Annotated in this window: 22 protein-coding genes; 7 read left to right on the forward strand and 15 right to left on the reverse strand. The window is 60.6% G+C overall.

All coding sequences use genetic code 11. From position 1 onward, the window contains the following. The first annotated feature begins 67 nt into the window (after positions 1-67). Positions 68-1,051 (forward strand): NADP-dependent oxidoreductase, encoded by a 984-nt coding sequence (locus tag R6W86_RS09940; protein ID WP_410329200.1) that lies wholly within the window; start codon positions 68-70, stop codon positions 1,049-1,051. Between the two features lie 12 nt (positions 1,052-1,063). On the opposite strand, the gene R6W86_RS09945 is transcribed toward R6W86_RS09940, so the two are convergent. From R6W86_RS09945 to R6W86_RS09955, 3 genes are all read right to left on the reverse strand, one after another. Then, positions 1,064-2,932, reverse strand: a complete 1,869-nt coding sequence (locus tag R6W86_RS09945) for a cation:proton antiporter (RefSeq protein WP_410329201.1) — start codon at positions 2,930-2,932, stop codon at positions 1,064-1,066. 20 nt (positions 2,933-2,952) lie between these two features. Beyond that, positions 2,953-3,744: a tRNA cyclic N6-threonylcarbamoyladenosine(37) synthase TcdA gene (gene tcdA, locus R6W86_RS09950; protein ID WP_410329202.1), complete on the reverse strand. Its 792-nt coding sequence runs from the start codon at positions 3,742-3,744 to the stop codon at positions 2,953-2,955. A gap of 262 nt (positions 3,745-4,006) precedes the next feature. Then, on the reverse strand, positions 4,007-4,513 hold the full coding sequence (locus tag R6W86_RS09955; protein ID WP_410329203.1) for an acyl-CoA dehydrogenase N-terminal domain-containing protein: 507 nt from the start codon (positions 4,511-4,513) through the stop codon (positions 4,007-4,009). Between the two features lie 239 nt (positions 4,514-4,752). Here R6W86_RS09955 and R6W86_RS09960 point away from each other — a divergent pair, with 239 nt between their 5' ends. Further along, the gene (locus R6W86_RS09960; RefSeq protein ID WP_410329204.1) at positions 4,753-5,490 is read left to right on the forward strand and encodes an SDR family oxidoreductase; all 738 of its coding nucleotides are present in this window, start codon (positions 4,753-4,755) and stop codon (positions 5,488-5,490) included. 56 nt (positions 5,491-5,546) lie between these two features. On the opposite strand, the gene R6W86_RS09965 is transcribed toward R6W86_RS09960, so the two are convergent. From R6W86_RS09965 to speA, 3 genes are all read right to left on the reverse strand, one after another. Next, positions 5,547-6,185 carry a ChrR family anti-sigma-E factor gene (locus R6W86_RS09965; protein ID WP_410329205.1) on the reverse strand — a complete coding sequence of 213 codons (639 nt, stop codon included), beginning with the start codon at positions 6,183-6,185 and terminating at the stop codon, positions 5,547-5,549. Beyond that, the gene (locus R6W86_RS09970) at positions 6,182-6,781 is read right to left on the reverse strand and encodes a sigma-70 family RNA polymerase sigma factor (protein ID WP_410329206.1); all 600 of its coding nucleotides are present in this window, start codon (positions 6,779-6,781) and stop codon (positions 6,182-6,184) included. The genes R6W86_RS09965 and R6W86_RS09970 overlap by 4 nt, the downstream gene beginning before the upstream one ends. 177 nt (positions 6,782-6,958) lie before the next feature. Next, positions 6,959-8,869 carry a biosynthetic arginine decarboxylase gene (gene speA / locus R6W86_RS09975; RefSeq protein WP_410329207.1) on the reverse strand — a complete coding sequence of 637 codons (1,911 nt, stop codon included), beginning with the start codon at positions 8,867-8,869 and terminating at the stop codon, positions 6,959-6,961. 201 nt (positions 8,870-9,070) lie between these two features. Between speA and speE the strand changes: the two genes are divergently transcribed. Both speE and R6W86_RS09985 read left to right on the forward strand, forming a co-directional pair. Next, positions 9,071-9,952, forward strand: coding sequence for a polyamine aminopropyltransferase (gene speE / locus R6W86_RS09980; protein ID WP_410329208.1), 882 nt, complete (start codon positions 9,071-9,073; stop codon positions 9,950-9,952). 105 nt (positions 9,953-10,057) lie between these two features. Beyond that, positions 10,058-10,249: a DUF6316 family protein gene (locus R6W86_RS09985; RefSeq protein WP_410329209.1), complete on the forward strand. Its 192-nt coding sequence runs from the start codon at positions 10,058-10,060 to the stop codon at positions 10,247-10,249. Positions 10,250-10,365: 116 nt separating this feature from the next. Here R6W86_RS09985 and R6W86_RS09990 read toward each other — a convergent pair whose 3' ends face one another. Together R6W86_RS09990 and glnK are read right to left on the reverse strand one after the other, a co-directional pair. Next, entirely contained in the window at positions 10,366-11,637 is a 1,272-nt protein-coding gene (locus R6W86_RS09990; protein ID WP_410329210.1) for an ammonium transporter, read from the reverse strand. 72 nt (positions 11,638-11,709) lie between these two features. Beyond that, positions 11,710-12,048 (reverse strand): P-II family nitrogen regulator, encoded by a 339-nt coding sequence (gene glnK / locus R6W86_RS09995; RefSeq protein ID WP_091997389.1) that lies wholly within the window; start codon positions 12,046-12,048, stop codon positions 11,710-11,712. 381 nt (positions 12,049-12,429) lie between these two features. Here glnK and R6W86_RS10000 point away from each other — a divergent pair, with 381 nt between their 5' ends. The 3 genes from R6W86_RS10000 to trmB all read left to right on the forward strand — a co-directional run bounded on the left by R6W86_RS10000 (position 12,430) and on the right by trmB (position 15,071). Further along, positions 12,430-12,684, forward strand: a complete 255-nt coding sequence (locus tag R6W86_RS10000; RefSeq protein ID WP_091997387.1) for an accessory factor UbiK family protein — start codon at positions 12,430-12,432, stop codon at positions 12,682-12,684. Between the two features lie 51 nt (positions 12,685-12,735). Then, positions 12,736-14,268 carry a YifB family Mg chelatase-like AAA ATPase gene (locus tag R6W86_RS10005; protein ID WP_410329211.1) on the forward strand — a complete coding sequence of 511 codons (1,533 nt, stop codon included), beginning with the start codon at positions 12,736-12,738 and terminating at the stop codon, positions 14,266-14,268. A gap of 71 nt (positions 14,269-14,339) precedes the next feature. Continuing rightward, complete coding sequence (gene trmB, locus R6W86_RS10010) at positions 14,340-15,071, forward strand: tRNA (guanosine(46)-N7)-methyltransferase TrmB (protein WP_410329212.1); 732 nt, start codon at positions 14,340-14,342, stop codon at positions 15,069-15,071. 15 nt (positions 15,072-15,086) lie between these two features. Here trmB and R6W86_RS10015 read toward each other — a convergent pair whose 3' ends face one another. From R6W86_RS10015 to R6W86_RS10045, 7 genes are all read right to left on the reverse strand, one after another. After that, positions 15,087-15,620, reverse strand: coding sequence for a hypothetical protein (locus R6W86_RS10015; RefSeq protein WP_410329213.1), 534 nt, complete (start codon positions 15,618-15,620; stop codon positions 15,087-15,089). Then, entirely contained in the window at positions 15,620-16,768 is a 1,149-nt protein-coding gene (gene hemW / locus R6W86_RS10020) for a radical SAM family heme chaperone HemW (protein ID WP_410329214.1), read from the reverse strand. The genes R6W86_RS10015 and hemW overlap by 1 nt, the downstream gene beginning before the upstream one ends. Positions 16,769-16,772: 4 nt before the next feature. After that, positions 16,773-17,372, reverse strand: coding sequence for an RdgB/HAM1 family non-canonical purine NTP pyrophosphatase (rdgB, locus tag R6W86_RS10025; RefSeq protein WP_410329215.1), 600 nt, complete (start codon positions 17,370-17,372; stop codon positions 16,773-16,775). Between the two features lie 3 nt (positions 17,373-17,375). Further along, entirely contained in the window at positions 17,376-17,831 is a 456-nt protein-coding gene (locus tag R6W86_RS10030; RefSeq protein ID WP_410329216.1) for a DUF4426 domain-containing protein, read from the reverse strand. Further along, complete coding sequence (gene metW, locus R6W86_RS10035; RefSeq protein WP_410329217.1) at positions 17,828-18,433, reverse strand: methionine biosynthesis protein MetW; 606 nt, start codon at positions 18,431-18,433, stop codon at positions 17,828-17,830. Before metW ends, R6W86_RS10030 begins: the two co-directional genes overlap by 4 nt. Next, positions 18,430-19,578: a homoserine O-acetyltransferase gene (locus R6W86_RS10040; protein ID WP_410329218.1), complete on the reverse strand. Its 1,149-nt coding sequence runs from the start codon at positions 19,576-19,578 to the stop codon at positions 18,430-18,432. Before R6W86_RS10040 ends, metW begins: the two co-directional genes overlap by 4 nt. Positions 19,579-19,704: 126 nt before the next feature. Beyond that, a partial coding sequence (locus R6W86_RS10045) for a dynamin family protein (protein ID WP_410329219.1) occupies positions 19,705-21,489 on the reverse strand: 1,785 nt, incomplete at its 5' end.

The raw sequence follows: 21,489 nt of genomic DNA on the forward strand, positions 1-21,489 counted from the left end.
AAGCGTCCGCCTCAGCGGGCACCGAGCATTACCATCAATCGTTAACCACCGATGTCTGGAGAGACCCATGGAATCCAATAACGAAAACAATATCGACACTTCCATGCGCCACGTAGTTTATGACCGTTTTGGTGAACGGGATGTCCTGCAGGTGGTGGAAAGCCCGGTGCCGGAACCGAATGAAGGACAGGTGGTGATTCGGGTTCATGGCGCCGGCCTGAACCCCATTGACTGGAAGACTCGCAAGGGTCTGGGCTTTGCCGCGCGTCAGATCGAGAACTCGCTGCCCTGGACGCCCGGCTATGACGTGGCCGGCGAGGTGGTTTCTGTGGGCGACGGAGTGACCACCCTGGCGCCGGGTGACCGCGTGATGGGCATGGTGGGGTTCCCGGCCACCGGCGGGGGCTACGCCGAGTATGCCCTGGCCGCGGGCGATGATCTGGCGATCGTGCCGGAGGAACTCGACCTGGTGGCGGCCGGAGGTGTGCCCCTGGCGGCACTGACGGCCTGGCAGGGGCTGTTCGAGATGGGCAAGCTGGAATCCGGACAGAAGATCCTGATCCACGCCGGTGCTGGTGGTGTCGGCCATTTTGCAGTCCAGTTTGCCTTGGAACGGGGTGCCCATGTGATTGCCACGGCCTCCGCGCGAAACCGTGACTTTCTCGCGGAGTTGGGCGTTCATGAAGTGATTGATTACCACACCATCGATTTCGCCGACGAATGTTATGGCCTGGACATGGTGCTGGATCTGATAGGGGGAGACGTGGGCAAGCGTTCACTCCATACCCTCGGTGAGGGCGGTGTCCTGGTGACCATTCCCACCGTGACGGCCGATGAGATTATCAGCATCGCCGAAGAGATGGGCCTGCGGGCCCATGGCATGACTGTGCGCCCGGATGTCTTTCACCTGGAGGAAATCGCCGAGCTGATCGAGGACGGCGATGTGCGGGTGCACGTCGACGGCAGATTTACCCTCGATCAGGTGCGGGAAGCCCACGAAGCGCTTGAAGGTGGGCATGTCCGCGGCAAGCTGGTGCTGGACTGCCGCTGAGTGCCGGAGCCCTCAGTCTTTTTGTTCCGCGTCTTTGGTTTCTGCCTTCGCGGTTTTTCCGCCGTTGTTTTTCTCCTTGCGTTCCTTCTGTGGCTGAGGCGGGACCAGGCTGATCAGCATCCAGCCTTCCTCCGGTTTCAGGTCTTCCATCTTACAGACCGGCGATATGTAACCCTTGCTGTCGAACACGAACAGTACCAGGGCCTGACGCTGGTATTTCTCCAGGAAGGCCTCGTAGCTGAACTCCTCGCTCAGTTGGGTGGTCCGCACCGTATAGCCCTGGCTGGCCAGGCTGGCGAGCTTGGCGTAGCTGACGCCATCAAACAGGCCTCGGGTCATCTGGATCTTCTCTGCCGTCTGGTGGCGCGCCTTCTGATCCTGCTCGCCCTCGGCCAGACTGAATACACAGTTTTTTCCGAACCAGTCCAGGAAATGGTACGTGGCCAGTGAATTCATGTGCTTATACGGGGAAATGACCAATAGTTTACCGATGCCGGTAAGGTCCAGGTGGGTGGAGGCGTGTTCAGAGACCGGGTTGCCGAAGTAGACCTGCAGGTTATCCATCCTGGCCTGGCGAACGTTCTCCCAGTTGGTGTCGGCCAGGGTGATCGGCACCTCATGTTTCTTCAGGGCCTGGGCAATCATCCGGGCGACATTGTTGGCACCCAGGATCAGGAAGCCGTATTCGGCCGGTTCCGCGACCTTGAGCAGCCGTGCCACCGGGCGCGCCGTCAGGCTCTGCAGGGTGACTGTGGCAATGATCAGCATGAACACCAGTGGCACCAGGGCGCCGGCGCTTTCATAGCCGAGCCTCTGGAGCTGGAATGCGAACAGCGCCGAGACCGCGGCCGCCACGATGCCCCGGGGCGCGATCCAGCTCAGGAACAGTTTTTCCCGAAGATTGAGGTCGGTGCCAATGGCTGACAGGAAGATACTCAGGGGGCGCGCCACCAGCATCAGGGCGGCCAGGACCACGACCAGGGCCCAACCCAGATCTGCAATGGCCGAGAACTCTACCCGGGCAGCCAGGATGATGAACAGCGCGGAGATCAGCAGCACGCTGAGGGACTCCTTGAACTCGAGTATGCTCTCGATCGGCACCCGCTTCATGTTGGCCATCCAGATACCCATGATGGTGACCGTGAGCAGGCCGGATTCGTGTGCCAGTTCATTGGAAATAGCATAGACGCCGAGCATGAAGGTCAGCGTACCGGCATTGTGCAGGTACTGGGGAATCCAGTGCTTGCGCAGCACCAGGCCGTTGAGATAGCCGGCAGCCGCCCCGATCAGAAAACCTACCAGCAGGGTCTTGCCGAAGATATAGAGGGAGTGGCTGAAAACGTTGCCTTGGCCCCAGGAGACGATGCCCTCGAATACCAACACTGCGAGCAGCGCGCCCACCGGATCGATGATGATGCCTTCCCAGCGCAGGATGTTGGCCAGTTTGGACTTCGGACGGACCGATCTCAACAGGGGCGCTATCACGGTAGGGCCGGTAACGATGGAGATCGCACCGAACAGTAGTGCCACTTCCCAGGATACATCAAGGGCCCAACGGGTCACCAGAGTACCGATGATGCAGGTGACGATGGAGCCGACCGGCACCAGATTGCGTACCATCTTGCCGTGGCCGCGAATTTCCTCGTAGCGCAGAGTCAGGCTGCCCTCGAACAGGATGATGGCTACCGCCAGCGAGATCACCGGGAACAGCAGGTCCCCGAAGATCTGCTCTGGTGCCAGGAAGCCGAAGAGCGGTCCCGCGGCAATACCGCCGGCCAGGAGGAACAGGATAGCGGGCATTCGCACTCGCCAGGCCAGCCACTGGCAGAACAGCGACAGGACGCCGATGCTGGCGAGAACCATGACAGAGCTGAGAGGCATAGGTTTTCAGGTCCTTTGAATTACAGGTTGGCGCGCCGGGCAATACGGTTGAGCAGGCGCGAGGCCGCGATAAAGCCGAAACTGGCGGTCACCGGGCTGGCGGCTCCGAAGCCGGAGGCGCAGTCCAGCCGGACCGGGCCGTTGCTGGCCGGTTTCTGCAGGCACACTTCACCATCTCCCGCAGGATACGTGAGCTGCTCAAGTGAGTATACGGCCTCTATGCCAAATCGCCGCTTGGGGTTGCGGGAGAAACCGTATTCCCGCCGCAACAGGTTGCGGACCCTCGCAAGCAGCGGGTCTTGGGTGGTTTTGGCAAGGTCGGCCACCTGGATCTGGGTCGGATCCATCTGGCCACCGGCTCCGCCGGCACAGACCAGTGGAATCTTGCGTCGCTGGCAGTGGGCGATCAGGGCGGCCTTGGCCTTGACGCTGTCGATGGCATCGACCACTCCGGTCATCTCGGGGGTGGCCAGCTCGGCGACATTCCTGGGGGTCAGAAAGCCAAAATGAACCCGTACCTCGGCATGGGGGTTGATGGTTCTCAGGCGATCGGCCATGGCGTCGGTCTTGGTACGACCGTATTGTCCCTCCAGGGCGTGTAGCTGCCGGTTGGTGTTGGATACACAGATGTCATCCATGTCGATCAGCGTCAGGGTACCGATACCGCTGCGGGCCAGAGCCTCTGCCGCCCATGAACCGACACCGCCGAGGCCGACGATGGCGATGTGTGAATTCCGGAATGCGTCCAGGGCACGGCGGCCATAGAGCCGCTCGATCCCCCCGAAACGAAAAGCATAATCGTCCGCGGACATTCAGCCTCCGTCAGTAGCCGGCCTTTGCCGGCGCGAATCAAAGGACGCAATTGTAACCCAGGCATCGAAGGGAGACGAAAAGCAGGCATAAAAAAGCGCCACGCGGGGGCGCGCCCTTCGGGAGCCACTGAGAGCCTTGATAGCTGCGTTGCTCTGACTCGATTTGGAACCACCAAACCTTCGCCATCGCGCCTTGCTCTCAAGGCTCTCAGTGGCTCAGTAGGTCAGCGAATTAACCAGACGGGACACTAGTTCAGAGACACTAATCAACGTGTCCATTATTGATTTTCATCAGGCCCAGGTCCGTGCCGCACTGGGGTTCGGTCAGACACATGGTGCCGGTCCACTCACCGGAGATCAGCTTGTCCAGATAGGTCTGCTTGTGTTCCCCGGAACCATGGGCATAAAGGGCGCTGATGGCTCCGTGGGTCAAGCCCGGGTACATGCCCAGGGACAGGTTGGTGGAGCACACCATTTCATCCACCACGAACTTGAGTGTGGGGCAGGCCCTGGCCGCCGAACTCCAGGGGCGCGTCGAGGGCAGTCCGGCCGCCTTCAACAAACTTGCGGCAGGCCTCTTTGAACCCATCGGGTGTTGCCACGCTCCGGGTTTCCGGATCGTACTGACAGCCTTGCCGGCCTCGTCAATCACCGCGGACATCAGATTCTGGGTGGCGTCGGCGTACTTTTCCAGCTCGTGCAGCTTGTCTGCTCCCAGGACATCAAACAGCAGGAGGCGAAGGTCATTCGCGGGTGCCTGGTATTGCATGGACGCTCTCCTCATCGTTTTCAGGTCAGTCAGACTGGGTGTGATTGGTCCGGGCGTCGCAGCCCGGTGCTCGTTTCCAAACTGGTGATTCGTACGACCGTTTGAACGCTTTGGTCTTCACTGATCGGACAAAAAAAAGTGGCGCAACTTCATAAAAAAAACGTATCGACCTGTTGGGTTCGGTCAATGGGTTTTTCTGAAAACCCTTTGGTAGTCTTTTCAACCAGTTGGAGCTCATCATGAAGCAGGTTTTGATTGCAGGCGTCAGCGGGGCGATTGGTTCCGCGCTGGCGAGCCAGTTACTGGCCACGGATCCCGAACGGACCGTTTTGGGTCTGTGCCGGAACCCGGCTGCGCTGAGGGAGCAGATCCCGTATAGTCGCTTGCGACTAGCGCAGTGGGACGCCCAAACAAGCAGCGTGGAAGAACTGGGTACTAGCCTGGCGGAAATGCTGGGTCCGGATGGCGAGCTGGACACCGTGATCTATACTGCCGGCCTTCTGCACGACAGCGAGATCTTTCCCGAGAAACGGATCGAGGAGCTTGAGGCCGGGGCGATGGCGCGCTCCTTTGCCGTCAACTGCACCGGTTTCGGTACTGTGATGCGGGCGGCCATGCCCCATTTGCGACATCGCCGGTTCAAGCGGATTGCGGCCATTTCCGCCAAGGTCGGGTCGATCGAAGACAATCGGTTTGGCGGATGGTACGCCTATCGTTGTTCGAAGGCCGCCCTGAACATGCTGGTCAGGAACCTGTCTGTGGAGTTGCCAAGGCGGTGTCGGCCCGTGAGCTGTGTTGCCGTGCATCCCGGTACAACCGAATCGGGACTCAGCGAGCCATTCCAGCAGTCACTGGCCAGTCTGGAGGTGCGCAAGCCCGGGGAAACTGCAGCCAATCTGTTGAGGGTGATCGGATCACTGGAGGAGGGGAGTAACGGTCGTTTCTATAGTTGGGATGGCAGCGAGTTGCCCTGGTGAGGTTGGATTTTGCACCGCCCCGAACACGAGGGAGTGCGAAAGCTAAAGGTAGCTAGCTATCGAATAAACGGGTTGAGAAGGCGTGTAAACCTGCCCGTCAGCTTCACCGGAGCGCTGAGCACAGACAACGTAATGCAGTCTTCGCACCCAACCGCAACCGGCTTGTGCTCGTCCTGTTCATTGAGCACTACGAAATCCCACTGGTTGAACACACCATTCTGGTCAGCGAACGCGCCCTGCAGGACAATTGTGGTTTCATTGCCCCGATGGGTGTGAGCCGGCGCTTTGCCTCCGGCTACCAGCTTTTGCAAAACCACCTGTTCGCTCTGCCCGGGAAATTTCTCACTGATATCCAGCACGCTGACATCACCCAGTTGTCTTTTCCAGGGCAGTTCGTTCAGGCCCTCGCCGAGCAGCTTCTGCAGTGCGCTCATCCTCGGCGGAGCCGGTTGGACCGGTTCGTTGATGGGCTCACTGTCAATACGGGACAGGATGTTATCGAATATGCTCTCAGAGACGCTGGCCCTGGGCTGCTCTTCCATCATCACGGCACCCAGGCTGTCCAGCGTGTCAACACGGCTCCGGCAATGCGGGCACTTGTCCAGGTGGAGCCGGATACACAGGGCATGGGGCTCGCTCAGGTTTCCTGCGCTGTACTCCATGAGAGTCAGGCTGTCGGGATGGTGCCGTGTCATACGTTCTGATCCTGCAAAATCACTTTCAACTTGTTCAGGGCCAGGCGAACCCGGCTTTTTACCGTACCAAGGGGGATGTTCAGCTCGTCCGCAACCATCTGGTGGGACTTGTTCTCCATGTAAACCTTGGCAATCACTGTGATCTGCTCCTCGGGCAGGTGACTCAGTGATTCGCGGATTCGCCGCTCAGACATAAGACGGTGCAGAGAGGTAACCGGTTCATCCTCGTTGTCGCCAGGGATCTGCCAGAGGTCTTCGGTCTCCACCAGCATCTCGGCGCTGGATCTCTGCATTTTGCGCAGTATGTCGATGCGCTGGTTACGGGCGATGGTAAAAATCCAGGTGGAGGCCGCCGCCTTCCGCCAGTCATAGAGACAGGAGCGCCTCCAGATCGAGACAAACACTTCCTGCACCAGTTCTTCCGCGTGGCTCGCCAGGCCATTGGCCATGGCGTAATACTTGATCTGCGGGCCAAAGTGCTTGAACAGTGCGTGGTAGGCCTCGCGGTCCTGGTGTTTGCCCACTTTGTCCAGCAACTGGCTCCAGCGGTCCTTGCGGCCCTCGGCTTTTGCTGGTTTCGGATCCAGTGTCGTCACCGGACGCTCCTTGACAGTCGCGTGGCTTGAGCTTGTTCTGGTCATCATTCTATGCACTCGTCGCGGGTTTGTCAGTCGCAGGATTTACGAGGGCATAAAGGGACCGGATTAGTGAGACCACAAAAAATCGGGAAAGTTTTCCGTTGCGGCCTGGGTGTCCGACCGCACCGGCGGCGGCTATTCCTCCAGGTAGGTGTAACCTTCGAGTCCCGCGGCCAATTCAGCCAACAGGGCCTTCTGTTGGCTTTCTGGCAGCTCGCTGGCGGAGAACTTGCGGCGATAGGCTTCCAGCAGCTGCTCCGGCTCGAAATTCACGTAGCGCAGCACCTTGGCCACCGTGTCGCCCGTAATGGGTTCGCCGATAGCATAACCGCCCTCGTCGTCCAGGCGGACGTCCACGGAGTGGGTGTCGCCGAACAGGTTGTGCATGTCGCCCAGTATTTCCTGGTAGGCGCCAGTCATGAAGAAGCCCATCAGCAGAGGCCCGTCACCGTTCTCTTCCGGCAGGGGCAGGGTGGTCTCGATGCCCTGACCGTCCACGTACTGGTCGATACGGCCGTCGGAATCGCAGGTGATGTCCTGGATGACGGCACGCCGGGTCAGGGGGCGGTTCAGACCATTGATGGGCATTACCGGGAAAATCTGGTCGATGCCCCAGACATCCGGCAGGGACTGGAACAGCGAGAAGTTCACGAACAGCTTGTCGGCCAGCTTCTCATTGAGCTCGTCAATGATTTCCCGGTGGGCACGATTGGCGCTGTCGAGCCGGCTCTTGAGCAGCCGGCAGCACCGGGTATACAGGGTTTCGGCTTGGGCCCGTTCGGTCAGTGACAGCAGGCCGTGGGCAAACTGGCTGTGCACTTCGGCCATGGCATGCAGCACGTCGTGGTAGATCTCCGCCAGCGAGCGGGGGGATTCTCTGTCCTCAAGGCTGGCCAGGTCGCGCCAGAGGTCGTGCAGGGGCGCTGGCGCCTCTGCCTCTGGTTCGACGGGGTTGCGGTTGTCTGGCTGCTCCTGGTCGATGACGTTGGTGACCAGCACCGAGTGGTGGGCGGTCAGGGCTCGCCCGGACTCACTGATGAGGTCGGGGTGCGGAATGCCCTGGCGCTCGCATTCGGCCTGGAGTAAATGAACCACGTTGTAGGCGTATTCCGACACACTGTAGTTCATGGAACAGCTGCTGCGGGAACGGGTGCCTTCGTAATCCACGCCCAGCCCGCCGCCGATATCCACGGTTCCGATGGGTGCCCCAAGACTGTGAAGCTCGGCGTAGAAGCGGGCGCATTCCTTCAGGCCGGTCTGGATATCCCGGATGTTGGCAATCTGCGAGCCAAGATGGAAGTGGAGCAGTTGCAGGGAACTCAGGGCGCTGGCGTCGCGCAGGGTTTTCACCACATCCAGGACCTGGCTGGCGGAGAGGCCAAACTTCGATTTCTCGCCCCCGGTGTTCTGCCAGTTGCCCTTGCCGATGGTGGCCAGGCGGGCACGGACACCGATCAGCGGGGTCACCTCAAGCTCCCGGGCCTGCTCCAGGATCAGGGGCAATTCGGATTGTTTCTCGACCACGATAAAGACCCGATGCCCCAGTTTCTGGCCAATCAGGGCAAGACGAATGTATTCACGGTCCTTGTAGCCGTTGCAAACAATCACTGAGCCGTTCTGGCGGGACATCGCCAGTACCGCCATCAGTTCGGGCTTGCTGCCCGCCTCGAGGCCAATCTGGCCGGCGGAGGCAGCGGGTTCTGCCGCCAGCAGTTCTTCCACCACCCGGCGCTGCTGATTGACCTTGATCGGGTAGACGGCGGTGTAGCGACCCCGGAAGCCCTGATCCGTGGCAACACGGTTAAACGCGTTGCAAAGCGTGTTGACCCGGTCATGAAGGATATCGGTGAAACGGATAAGTACCGGCAGCTGCACTCCGGACTGGCTGAGGCTGCGGGTCAGTTCGGGCAGGTTGATGGCAGCCCGGGTGCGGCCCCGGTCCGGTCTTATCAGGACCTCACCCTGCGGGTTGACACCAATGTAACCGTCGCTCCAGTGCGCGATGTTGTAGACCTTGTGGGCAGGGGTGCCGCTGGCTTCGCTCATGCTTGCTATCCTGTCAGGAAACCGGGCCGGACGGGTGCCGGGAATATGGGCGCCATTGTAGGGCCAACATCCGTTGGCTGAAAGAACCGGATGTGGAAAATACATGCTTCCGGGACGCCATAAATGCTTTGGCTGCCGGGATCCCGGCCCTACAATACGCCCCTTTCAACATAGCCCATGGTGCACAGCGGGAGGCAACACATGACAGCATTGAACGAGGGATGGTTTACCGAGGTCTTTCAGGATCAGGGTACGGCTTTTTCCCTGCAGGTGAAGAAGAAACTGCATGAGGAACAGACACCGTTCCAGAAACTCGAAATCTACGAGACCGAAACCTTCGGCAACTTGATGGTGCTGGATGGCTGCGTGATGCTGACCACCCGTGACAACTTCCTGTACCACGAGATGATGACCCATCCGGCCCTGTTCACCCACAAGGATCCGAAAAAAGTGGTCATTGTCGGGGGTGGTGACTGTGGCACCCTCAAGGAAGTGCTGAAGCATCCGGGGGTGGAAGAAGCCTGGCAGGTGGAAATTGACGAGCGGGTGACCCGCATGTCCGAGAAGTATTTTCCGGAACTGTGCGAGACCAATGACGACCCCCGGGCCAACTTCTTTTTCGGTGACGGTATCCAGTGGATGCGTGATATCGAGCCGAACAGCGTTGATCTGATCATCATCGACAGCACCGATCCCGTCGGCCCCGCCGAAGGCCTGTTCGCCCTGGATTTCTACCGGGACGCCATGCTGGCACTCAGGGAAGGTGGCATCATCGTGCAGCAGAGTGAGTCGCCGCTGCTGCACACAGACACGATCATCAAGTCGATTCATGAAGACATGCTCAAGGCCGGTTTCGAGCATGTACAGACCTTGCCGTTTCCTCAGCCGGTCTATCCGACGGGCTGGTGGAGCTGCACCATGGCCAGCAAGACGAACCCGTTGCGTTATTTCCGCGAGGAAGACGCGGGTAACCGCCCGTTTGTCACCCGCTACTACAACCCGGGCGTTCATCACGGTGCCCTGGCCATGCCGCAATTCATGATGGATGCCCTCGGGGATCCGGTTATTCCGGGGGAAGCGTGACGCAAAAGTAGACACTTCCCGAGTCTGATCTAGACTTTAGGCAGTGATCGTCTTTCGATCATTCGCGTTGGTTTCAGCCAGAGGAAGCTGTAAGAGGAAGTCGTTATGGATGTGCGCAAGGGGGAGCAGGAACGTCACTGGTTCCGCAGTAAGCGTTTTGAGGTGATCAACGGTCAGTGGTATTTCCAGACCCGGGAGGGAACCATGGAGGGGCCGTTCGACAGTATGAAGGAGGCGCAAATGGAGTTGCTTCTATACCTTCGCCACGCTGACGATGCCTTGTACCAGAGTGTCTGAATAAAGAAGGGGGCAGATGAAAGCTTTCATCTGACCCGCGTTGTCACTTCAGGTTCAAATCCGCGACCTCCGGGGTCAGATGAAGTCCTTCATCTGACCCCTCCTTCACAGCGGCCTTACTGCTTGCCGCTGACAAACTCCGGATAGGCTTCCATACCACATTCGGACAGGTCCACACCCTCGTACTCGTCTTCCTCGCTGACCCGCAGGCCGATGACGGCCTTCAGGATGCCCCAGACAACCAGGCTGGCGACGAAGACCCAGATGAAGATGGTGAGCGCGCCGATGATCTGGCCGCTGAAGCTGACGTCACCGTTGGTAACCGGCACCAGCAGCAGACCGAGCAGACCGCACACGCCGTGCACGGAGATAGCACCCACCGGATCGTCGATGCGCAGCTTGTCCATGGTCACGATGCTGAGCACGACCAGGACACCGCCGATGGCACCGAAGAGGGTGGCCGTCAGGGCGCTCGGTGTAGACGGCTCGGCAGTGATCACTACCAGCCCGGCCAGGGCGCCGTTCAGCAGCATGGTCAGGTCGGCCTTGCCGAACATCAGGCGAGCGGTGATCAGCGCCGCAACCGCGCCACCGGCAGCTGCGGTGTTGGTGTTCAGGAACACCATTGCCACGGAGTTGGCGCTGGCGATGTCGCCCAGTTTCAGGACAGAACCGCCGTTGAAGCCGAACCAGCCCATCCACAGGATGAAGGTGCCGAGGGTAGCCAGCGGCAGGTTGGCACCCGGGAAGGCGCGGATCTCGCCGTTCGGGCCGTACTTTCCTTTACGGGCACCCAGCAGGAGGACGCCAGCCAGGGCCGCAGCGGCACCGGCCATGTGCACGATACCGGAGCCGGCAAAGTCACTGAAGCCGAGGTCGCCCAGGTTGTATATGCCGAACACAGAGGCACCGCCCCAGGTCCAGGCACCTTCCATCGGATAGATGAAGCCGGTCATGAATACTGCAAAAACGAGGAAGGCCCAGAGCTTCATGCGCTCAGCCACTGCACCGGAGACGATGGACATCGCCGTGGCAACAAAGACTACCTGGAAGAAGAAGTCAGAGGCGCCGGAGTATATGGAGCCACCCTCGAAGCCGTCCTCACGGCCGGCGAAATCGCCCAGCACGCCAGCAACATCCACGTCGGCAATGCCGGACAGGAAGATGCTGCCGCCGTACATGATGGCATACCCGCAGACCAGGTACATGATGCAGGAAATCGCGAACAGCGCGACGTTCTTGGTCAGGATTTCAGTGGTGTTCTTGGCCCGCACCAGGCCGGATTCAAGCATGGCAAAGCCGGCGGCCATCCACATGACTAATGCGCCGCACACCAGAAAATAAAACGTATCTATAGCGTATTGCAGGTGAAAAAGATTGCTTTCCATTTGAAGCCCTCCGCACAAGGCTCTTCAGGTTATAGGTTTTTTGCGTTGGCTGACTGAGTGGTCAGGTCAGGTTCAGACCGCTTCTTCGCCGGTTTCACCGGTCCGGATGCGGATCGCCTGTTGCAGCTCGGTCACGAAGATCTTGCCGTCACCGATCTTGCCGGTGTTGGCTGCCTTGGTGATCGACTCGATAACCTGGTCCAGCAGGTTGTCGCCGATGGCGATCTCGACCTTGACCTTGGGCAGGAAATCCACCACATATTCAGCGCCACGATAAAGCTCGGTGTGGCCTTTTTGCCGACCGAAGCCTTTGACTTCAGTGACGGTTACGCCTTGAACGCCAATCTCGGATAGTGCCTCACGGACATCATCCAATTTGAAAGGCTTGATGATCGCTGTCACAAGTTTCATTGCTTTCTCCTTGGTAAAGCCGTCCCAACAGTGAGGGCCCGTCGGCCGATTGTTGAGTTCGGGATGCTGCCACCTCGCACACCAATTGTGCGGATTGCGTACGAGTGTTCTAGCATCGGGTATGCCAACGCAAAAAAATGATTATAAAACAACAAGATATATGTAGCCTGTCCCAGATTGGCGCAAGACTGCGCACCAAAAGAGGGCGGCTCATCGCCCGGCGGTCCATTTTGAAGCCATTCGCCGTGCCGCGACGGCAGCCATTATATAGCTGACGGGCAACAGTATGGCAGGCCCGCGTGTGTGATACACTCCCGGAACTGCTTTTTGGTGGCCGGCTCAGGCCGGAATCCGCAAGATTGGGAACCAGTGAGGTAACACGTGAAAGGTCCGCAGGATATACTTGCTCAGCTACAGGGCCAATTCGGTCAGTTCGTCCCCGACATGGCCCGTGCCGCCCGGGAAGACTTTGAAACCCAGGCTCGCGCCACAGTGATGTCGGTCCTGTCGCGCCTGGAACTGGTGACCCGGGAAGAATTTGATGCCCAGCAGGCGGTACTGATGAAGACCCGGGAAAAGGTGGAAGCACTGGAGTCCCGCGTCGCCGAGCTGGAACAGAAACTCCAGGGCAAGTAATGCCCTGTTGGTGGGCAGGATGCCCGCCGGAACGAGCCAAGGAAGGTCATCATGCTTGCAATTGTCCACTCGCGCGCCAGCATTGGCGTGTCGGCTCCCGCGGTTACCGTGGAGGTCCATCTCTCCGGCGGCCTGCCCGCCCTGTCTATCGTCGGATTGCCGGAAACCGCTGTTCGTGAAAGCAAGGAGCGGGTTCGCAGTGCGTTGCTGAATGCCGGTTTCGAATTCCCCGCCAAACGCATCACCATCAATCTTGCTCCTGCCGATCTGCCCAAAGAGGGCGGGCGCTTTGACCTGCCGATTGCCCTGGGCATCCTGGCGGCCTCAGGGCAGATTCCGGAGCAGAGCCTGCAAGGCTGCGAGTTTGTTGGCGAACTGTCCCTCGATGGCGCACTTCGGCCTCTCAAGGGTATTCTCCCGGCCGTGCTGGCAGCACGGAGTGAGGGGCGCCAGCTGTTGGTGCCCCAGGCCAACTCCGAAGAAGCCGCGCTGGCGAGCCGGGATGATGTACTGGCGGCCGCCCACATCCTGACGGTGAGCGAGCATTTGTCCGGCCGGGCCCGGCTGGTTCCAGTCCCCGGCGCGACCCGGGAGCAGGCCTCGGGTGACCGCCAGCCGGTGGCCGATCTTTCCGAGGTCCGGGGCCAGCGGGTGCCCCGTCGGGCGCTGGAGGTGGCCGCAGCGGGTGGTCATAACCTGTTGCTGTTCGGTCCGCCGGGAACCGGCAAGAGCATGCTGGCGAGTCGTTTGCCCGGCATTCTGCCATTGCTGACCGATGACGCTGCCATGGAGGTGGCGAGCGTACATTCGGTGGCAGGACTGCCGGTTCGGGAAGGGCGCTGGCGGGAACCTCCGTTTCGCGCGCCGCATCATACCGCGTCGGCCGTGGCCCTGGTGGGTGGTGGCAGCAGTCCCCGCCCGGGTGAGATCTCCCTCGCGCACGGGGGCGTACTCTTCCTGGATGAGTTGCCGGAGTTTGAGCGCCGGGTGCTGGAGGTGCTGAGGGAACCGATGGAGACCGGCGAAATCGCCATTAGCCGGGCCGCCCGGCAGGTGCGTTTCCCGGCCCGTTTCCAGGTCGTCGGGGCGATGAACCCCTGCCCCTGTGGTTACAGCGGTCACCCCTCCATCGACTGTCAGTGCACGCCTTCCCAGGTGATGCGATACCGCTCGAAGATCTCGGGGCCTTTGCTGGACCGTTTCGACCTGCACGTGGAGGTGCCGGTGCAAAGCGGCGAGGTGCTGATGCAACCGGGTACGGAAGAGGAAACCAGTGCCTCGGTGCGTACCCGGGTGGAACTTGCCCGGTCGCGTCAGCTGGAACGGGGGCAGCTCAATGCTCTGTTGTCCGGCCGTGCCCTGCAGGACACCTGCCGCCTCGATACCGACAGTGAGCGGATGCTGGCCGGCGCCATGGAACGGCTGGGGCTGTCCGCCCGGGCGCTGCACCGTATCTTGAGGCTGGCACGCACACTGGCGGATCTGGAGGCGGTTGAGACAGTCTCCTACGCGCACCTTGTGGAAGCGCTCGGCTACCGCCAGCTCGACCGACAGCAGGGCCGGCACTCGGTGGTATCCGCCTGACCCGACGGACTCTGGTAAACTGTGGCCCAGATTGTTAACCAGAACCCGCAGCCCGCGGTTAAGGATTCCAGATGACTGACCAGAAAGAACCGCAAGACCAGAAGGATACCGCGGATTCGCCGGTAACCACCCGCCGTGGTGTCCGAAGCTTCGTCCTCCGCCAGGGGCGTATGACCGAGGGCCAGAAGAAGGCCTTTGATCGGGGTTGGGGCAGGTATGGCCTGAGCCGCGAAGACGGCATGATCGATCCGCGCGAGGTGTTCGGCCGTGACGCCATGCTCAATCTGGAAATCGGGTTCGGGATGGGCAAATCCCTGGCCAAGATGGCCGAGGCCGCGCCGGAACAGGATTTTATCGGGGTGGAAGTGCACCTGCCGGGCATTGGCGCGCTGCTCAAGGAGATCGAGGACCGGGGCCTGGAAAATGTCCGGATCTACAACATTGATGCCAATGATGTCATCGACCTGTGTCTGCCGGATGCCTGCCTTGATCGGGTCATGGTGTTTTTCCCGGATCCCTGGCCGAAGAAGAAGCACCACAAGCGCCGATTGATTCAGCCCGAGTTTGTCCAGCGTCTCCGGCACAAGCTCCGGGTAGGCGGCGTGCTGCACCTGGCGACCGACTGGGAAAACTATGCCGAGCACATGATGGAAGTGATGAGCGAATCGGAAGGCTTCGCCAATGCCAAGGAACCGGGGGAGTTCTCACCGCGTCCCGATGACCGGCCGATTACCAAGTTCGAGAAGCGCGGCGAGCGACTCGGGCATGGTGTCTGGGACCTGCTGTTCCATCGCACCAACTGATCTCCGGTTACCGGGTCAGCCGTGGGCGAGAGGGTGTCGCCGGGCGGCCCGGATAATCACCAGGCCGGCCACGCCGAGGGTCAGGCCGGTAAACTTGACCAGCGCACAGAGCGTGGCGGACAGGCTGACCACATCGGTGGGCGGGTTGAAGTTGTTCAGCAGCAGAATGTTTTCGGTGACATCCGCAGCGCCAGCTGCCACAAACAGCGCTCGCACCCAGCGCCCGACGACCCGCTCCCGGACGCCGGGCCGGTCCCGCATCAGGTGGCGGGTGAGGTGTATCAGGGCGAACAGGTAAGCCGCGATAAAGAAGAAATCGAGCCACAGGGAGACCCGGCCCCAGAGCACGCCTTCGGAGCGCCAGCTGCGGAGGATGGCGTGAGCCTGGTCAGCGGTAGCAGCGAACTGGAAACTGACAATGCCCTGGGGCGCAGAGCCGGTCTGCAGTGGCTGATTGACCAGTATCAGGCCGCCCAGCAAGATTACGGTGGTGATCAGGCTGGTCTTCAGCGTTTTTGGCAAGGCTGCCCATCCATGTGCCGGGTCCATCAAAGAAAACGCTCCAGCAGGCTGTTGAGATATCGCTGGCCAAGCTCCGTCGCCTGCAACCGGTGGCTCTCCAGCAATCCTTCCTTACGTAACTGACCAAGTTGTACCCTAACTGACCCCGGGGGTAAACCCGTTCGTTCCGCAAACAGCGATTCTGCCACACCGGCCTTCAGCCGCAATGCATTCATCAGGAATTCCAGCGGCAGCTCGTCCGGCTTAATGGCTTCGACCCCGGCGGTTCGACTGCCAATACGATTGAGGTAGGCCTCCGGCTGACGGGTTTTCCAGTAGCGCCGGATGCTGCCATCCGCCAGGCTGACCTTTCCGTGTGCGCCGGCACCCAGCGCCAGGTAATCGCCGAAAGTCCAGTAATTCAGGTTGTGCCGGGAGGCTCGTCCGGGTTGGCACCAGGCCGACACTTCGTAGTCGTCGAAGCCGTTCTCCCGCAATAAGTCAGCACCGGCCAGGTAGATGTCCCAGAGCCGGTCGTCGTCGGGCAGATCCGGCGGGCGACTGTAGAATTCCGTGTTCGGTTCCAGGGTCAGTTGGTACCAGGAAAGGTGAGGCGGCTCATGGGACAGGGCTTCGCTCAGGTCCGAGAGGGCCTTATCCGGTGTCTGTCCCGGAAGGCCATGCATCAGGTCCAGGTTGAAGTTGTCGAAGCCGGCAGTTCGGGCCGCTTCCACGGCGCGATGGGCCGAGTCGCGATCGTGGATGCGACCAAGCACTTTCAGGTATTCAGGGTTGAAGCTCTGGATGCCGATGGAGAGCCGATTGATACCGGCCTGCCGGAACGCCTCGAAGCGGCCCTGTTCCAGAGTGCCGGGGTTGGCTTCCAGGGTGATTTCCGCATCAGGAGCAAAAGCAAGCTTCTCCCGAAGGGCTTCAAACAGTCGGAAATAGAAACTCCCCGTCATCAGGGAGGGGGTGCCTCCGCCGATGAACACCGTCTGGATGGCCCGGTTCCGAACCAGCGCCAGATCCTGCTCCAGATCCTCCAGCAACGCTGCCAGGTAGGCCTGCTCGGGGATGTCGCCCCTGATCGCATGGGAGTTGAAGTCGCAGTAGGGACACTTGCGCACGCACCAGGGCACGTGGATATAGAGGCTCAGGGGCGGGTTCACCGCCACCGGGGTAGTGGCGGGCATGGCCTCAGAGCTCCGCCTTAAGGTGTTCAATCAGCTGGGCGAGGGCGCGGCCCCGGTGGCCGATGCGGCCCTTTTCGGTCCGGCTGAGTTCCGCGGCGCTGCAATTGTGTTCCGGCGCGAGGAAGATGGGGTCATAGCCGAAGCCGCCGCTGCCCCGGGCCTCGCGCAGAATCTGGCCCGGCCAGCGGCCGTGGCAGATAATTGGGGTCGGATCATCGGCATGGCGGAGATAGACCAGCACGCAATGGAACTGGGCCCCGCGATCTTCATCGGGAACGCCCTTCAGGGCATCGAGGAGGGCTTCGATGTTGTCCGGGTCAGTGGCACCTTCGCCGGCAAACCGGGCGGAGCGGACGCCGGGCAGGCCGCCCAGGGCGTCCACCGCAATACCGCTGTCGTCGGCAAGTGCCGGCAGGCCGGTTTCCCGGGCGGCATGCCGGGCTTTCAGGATGGCATTTTCAACAAAGGTAGCCGCCGGTTCCTCGGCCTCACCCACACCCAGCTCACCCTGGGCGATTGGCGTCAGGCCCAGGGGCGCGAGCAGTTCGGTCAGTTCCGCAATCTTGCCCTTGTTGTTGCTGGCGATGACGAGTTGCTGTGCCATGATTCAGTCACTGAACAGTGTGTGGGAAAACCGGACCGACAGGTCCCGCTGGTAACCGGTCGGCCGGGCGGTAATGTTGAAGGTCATCAGCTCACCGGCGGGGTACTGGTACTCGGCGATGAAGTAGACCGCATCGCCCTCCTGGATGCGACGGAACGCCAGGAAATTGACCTGTTGGATATCGTTAGTGACCTTGCCTTCCACCTGGCCGCTGACGGGTTTGAGGGTCCCGTCGTCCTGCTCCTGCATGATGGAAATATTAACGATGCCGATGCCCTTGCTCCGTTGCAGGTCGTTGGCACTGGCGACCTCAGGCGACAGGAAGGTGCTCGGCAGTACACTCCAGTGCAGCTGATAGTCGCCGAAGTCCCTGGAGCCGGCAGCCTGGGCCTGCAAGCCAGCCAGGGTCAGGAGGATGGCCGCCAGAAAGGTTGTGAAAATCCGGAGTTGTTTGATCATTGCTCGTTCTCCCGTGTGATGCGGTAAATGGCAATCTCCCCCAACAGGTTAGGCCATAACCGGGCAGACCAGCTGTTCTGGTGCTGGCCGTCCACAACCCGTCGGCTCTTGATCCTGATGCCCTTTTGACGGCACAGGGCCTCGAAATCCTTGAAGGTGCACAGACGGATGTTGGGGGTGTTGTACCATTTATACGGCAGTGCCTCGGATTCGGGCATACGGCCACTCAGGGTCAGGCCCCAGCGAAGTCGCCAGTGGGCGAAGTTGGGGAAGGTGACAATGCCTTCGCGGCCTAGCCGAAGCATTTCATCCAGCACCTTGTCAGGCCGGCGGACGGCCTGCAGGGCCTGGGTCATCAGTACGATGTCGAACATACCGTCATCGAAGTTGTCCAGGCCCTGGGTGTCCAGGTTCTGTTCGATGACGGCGACACCCTTGCCCATGCAGGTGGTGATGTGGTCCGGGTTGATTTCCAGACCGAAGCCGGTGGCCTGGCGTTCCCGCTGCAGGAAGTCGAGGAGGGTGCCGTCACCACACCCCAGATCCAGGACGTGATGACCGGGTTTGACCCATTGCTGGATGATTTCGAGGTCAGGTCTCATGCGCCTACCTCCCTTGCGACCCGATCCATGTAGGCGGTGAAGATATCCGTATACCGTGGCGTGGGGATCAGGAAGGCATCGTGCCCCCAGGGCGCGTCAATCTCGGCGTAGCTGACTTTCTTCCGGGCGGAGATCATCGCGTTCACCATCTCTTCCGAGCGCTGGGGCGTAAACCGCCAGTCCGTACTGAATGACAGTACCAGGAATTCACATTCGGCCGCGGCAATGGCTCTGGACAGGTCACTGCCATGGTCATAAGCCGGGTCAAAGTAATCCAGTGCGCGGGTCATGAGCAGGTAGGTGTTGGCATCGAAGGTTTCGGAAAACCGCTCGCCCTGGTAGCGCAGGTAGCTCTCGACCTGGAATTCGGCGTCATAGCCGAACTTGTAGGCCTCTTCCCTCAGCTCCCGACCAAACTTCTCACCCATGGAGGCATCGGACAGATAGGTGATGTGGCCGACCATCCGGGCCAGCATCAGGCCGCGGCGGGGCAGTGTGTCAAAATCGTAGTAGCGGCCGCCATGGAATTCCCGGTCGGAGGTAATGGCCTGACGCGCGACTTCGTTGAACGCGATGTTTTGGGCCGTCAGCCTCGGCGTGGAGGCAATCACCACCGCGTGCCGGAGCCGGTCGGGGTAATCGAGGCTCCACTGCAGTGCCTGCATGCCGCCCAGAGAGCCGCCAACCACCGCCGCCCAGCAATGGATGCCCAGTCGGTCGGCGAGCAGGGCCTGGCTATTCACCCAGTCACTCACGGTAATCACGGGGAATTCCGGACCATAGGGTTTGCCCGTAGCCGGGTTTTCCGAATTCGGGCCGGTGCTGCCATGACAGCCGCCCAGGTTGTTCAGGGAAACCACGAAGAAACGGTTGGTGTCGATGGGTTTGCCCGGGCCGATACAGCTGTCCCACCATCCTGGTTTGCGATCGTCCATGCTGTGGTAGCCGGCGGCATGGTGATGGCCGCTGAGGGCGTGGCAGATCAGCACGGCATTACTGGCGTCGGCGTTCAGTTCGCCATAGGTTTCCACCACCAGGTCGTAGTTTCCCAGCTCTTGGCCACAGGCCAGCTCGATGGGAGTGTCAAAGTGGTAAGACTGTGGGGTAACTATCCCGACAGAATCCGCGGGCAGGGAATCGGGCATCGGCGCGACAGGTTCCTGGTTCGATCCGTAAGTAACTGGAACAGCGACAGCAAAGCCATCGCCAGCCCAGCAGTTTATAGCCGGGTGGGGATGGCTGCAACCGGGAACGGTGTCAGCAGGCCGGGCTTAAACGACCCCGGAAATGTTTACCACCTTCTGCTGGATCAGGGTCGGAGCTGGCTTGCGGATCTGCCGCTGCATCCCGTCGGCCAGTTCAAGCTGGCGACGCAGGTCGGCAATGGTGGTTTCGAGCTTCTCCCGCTCGGCACGGCCATCGCGGTCGCTTCTGACCATGTCACGCAGGCGTCGGATCTGGTGCTCCAGCAGCTGCTTTTGTTCCATGGAATACTGCATGATGGGGAGCAGGGCCTCGTAGGGCCAGCGTTCAACGTCCTTGCTTACCCGGTTATGCAGGGTGCGGGCCTCTCCGACCATGACATTGAAAAAACGACGCACCAACAATGACTGTTCAGTGAGCAGGTTTTTCGGGCTGATTCGGAAGCGCCTGGCTTTCTTACGCAGCTCCCGGATGGCGATGACATGCCGCCCGGCGCGCAGCGGGATGGGTTCCAGATGCCGGGCCCGGGTATCTTCGTTATAGCGCCGGTAGATGGCGCCCACCATCTTCTCCGCCAGGTGGCCTTCGCTCATAAGGTTGGTGAGGTCAGCTTCCAGCAGTTCGAAGAAGTGATCCATGGCCCGGTTCATACCGGCGGTGGTCCAGCTCTTCGACATGGATGCCCGGATCTTTTCGGCATGCTCTTCGAAGCGTTGCTCGCTGACCAGGTTCTTGAGGGCCTTGCCCTGGGAATCTACCAGCCGGCGACTGGAGCGCAGGGAGATGAGCTTCTTGTAGTAAAAGTCATAATCTTTCTGTACCCGCTCCGCGAGTCGGCTCAGGGCCGCTTTGTCCATAGTGGCGCCGGAGCAGGCCTGGAATTCCTCTTCCAGGGCCTCCAGTCGGGTCTGCATGGCGGCCTGGCTGTTCTGGAGCATGCCCAGCAGATCGTTGATCAGGCTCTGGGTAATCAACTGCTCCTTGTGCATCAGGATGCGCTTGATGATCAGCTGTTCCAGCTGGCCGATGTTGGAGCGCTCGAACAAGTCGGTATCGCGGCGGACACGGGCCAGCAGCCCCTGCTTGGCCGATAGCGGGATGACATCGTGCTGGCGGATGCCCAGGTGGTCGGCGGTGTAGCTTCGCACCCGCTCGATGGCTTCCCGGGTATGCTTTTCACCCTGTAGATCATCCCAGAGCACGTCGATCTTGTTCAGGGCCGCAAACCGGCCGGCCCGGTGATCAGCGTGTTCGGTGTCGATGTGTTCCTTCCAGATGGTCATGTCACTGGCAGTGACACCGGTATCGGCGCTGAGCACGAAAATCACTGCATGGGCCCGGGGCAGCATGCTGATGGTGAGTTCGGGTTCGGAACCCAGCGCGTTGAGGCCCGGGGTGTCGAGAATGCGCAGGCCACGTTCGAACAGGGGGTGCCGGATACTGATCTGCGCGTTACGCCAGGCTGGCACCAGAACATTGCCGGGATTGTTGCGATCATGCTCGAGCATGGCTTCGTCGAAGCCGAGGTTTCGTGCCTCTTGTGGCGGCACGCTCTTGACCCTGGCAACCTCGGCCAGAACTTCGCGCATGATTTCCGGGTCGCGTTCATCGAGTTCATGCTTGACCCAGCGTTCCGGCTGTTTACGGAGTTGCTGCAGAGATAGCTCTCCGGTGCGGGTCTCAATCGGGAGCAGCAGGAGGTAATTCTGATTGGCCGGCCGGTCAAAGAACAGCTCGGTCGGGCACATGGTGGTTCGCCCGGCTTGGGAGGGCAGCATGCGCTGTCCATACTCCGAGAAGAACAGCGCATTGATGAGTTCGGTCTTGCCCCGGGAGTACTCGCCGACAAAGGC

The organism is Marinobacter sp. (assembly GCF_046484525.1).
Lineage (GTDB): Bacteria > Pseudomonadota > Gammaproteobacteria > Pseudomonadales > Oleiphilaceae > Marinobacter.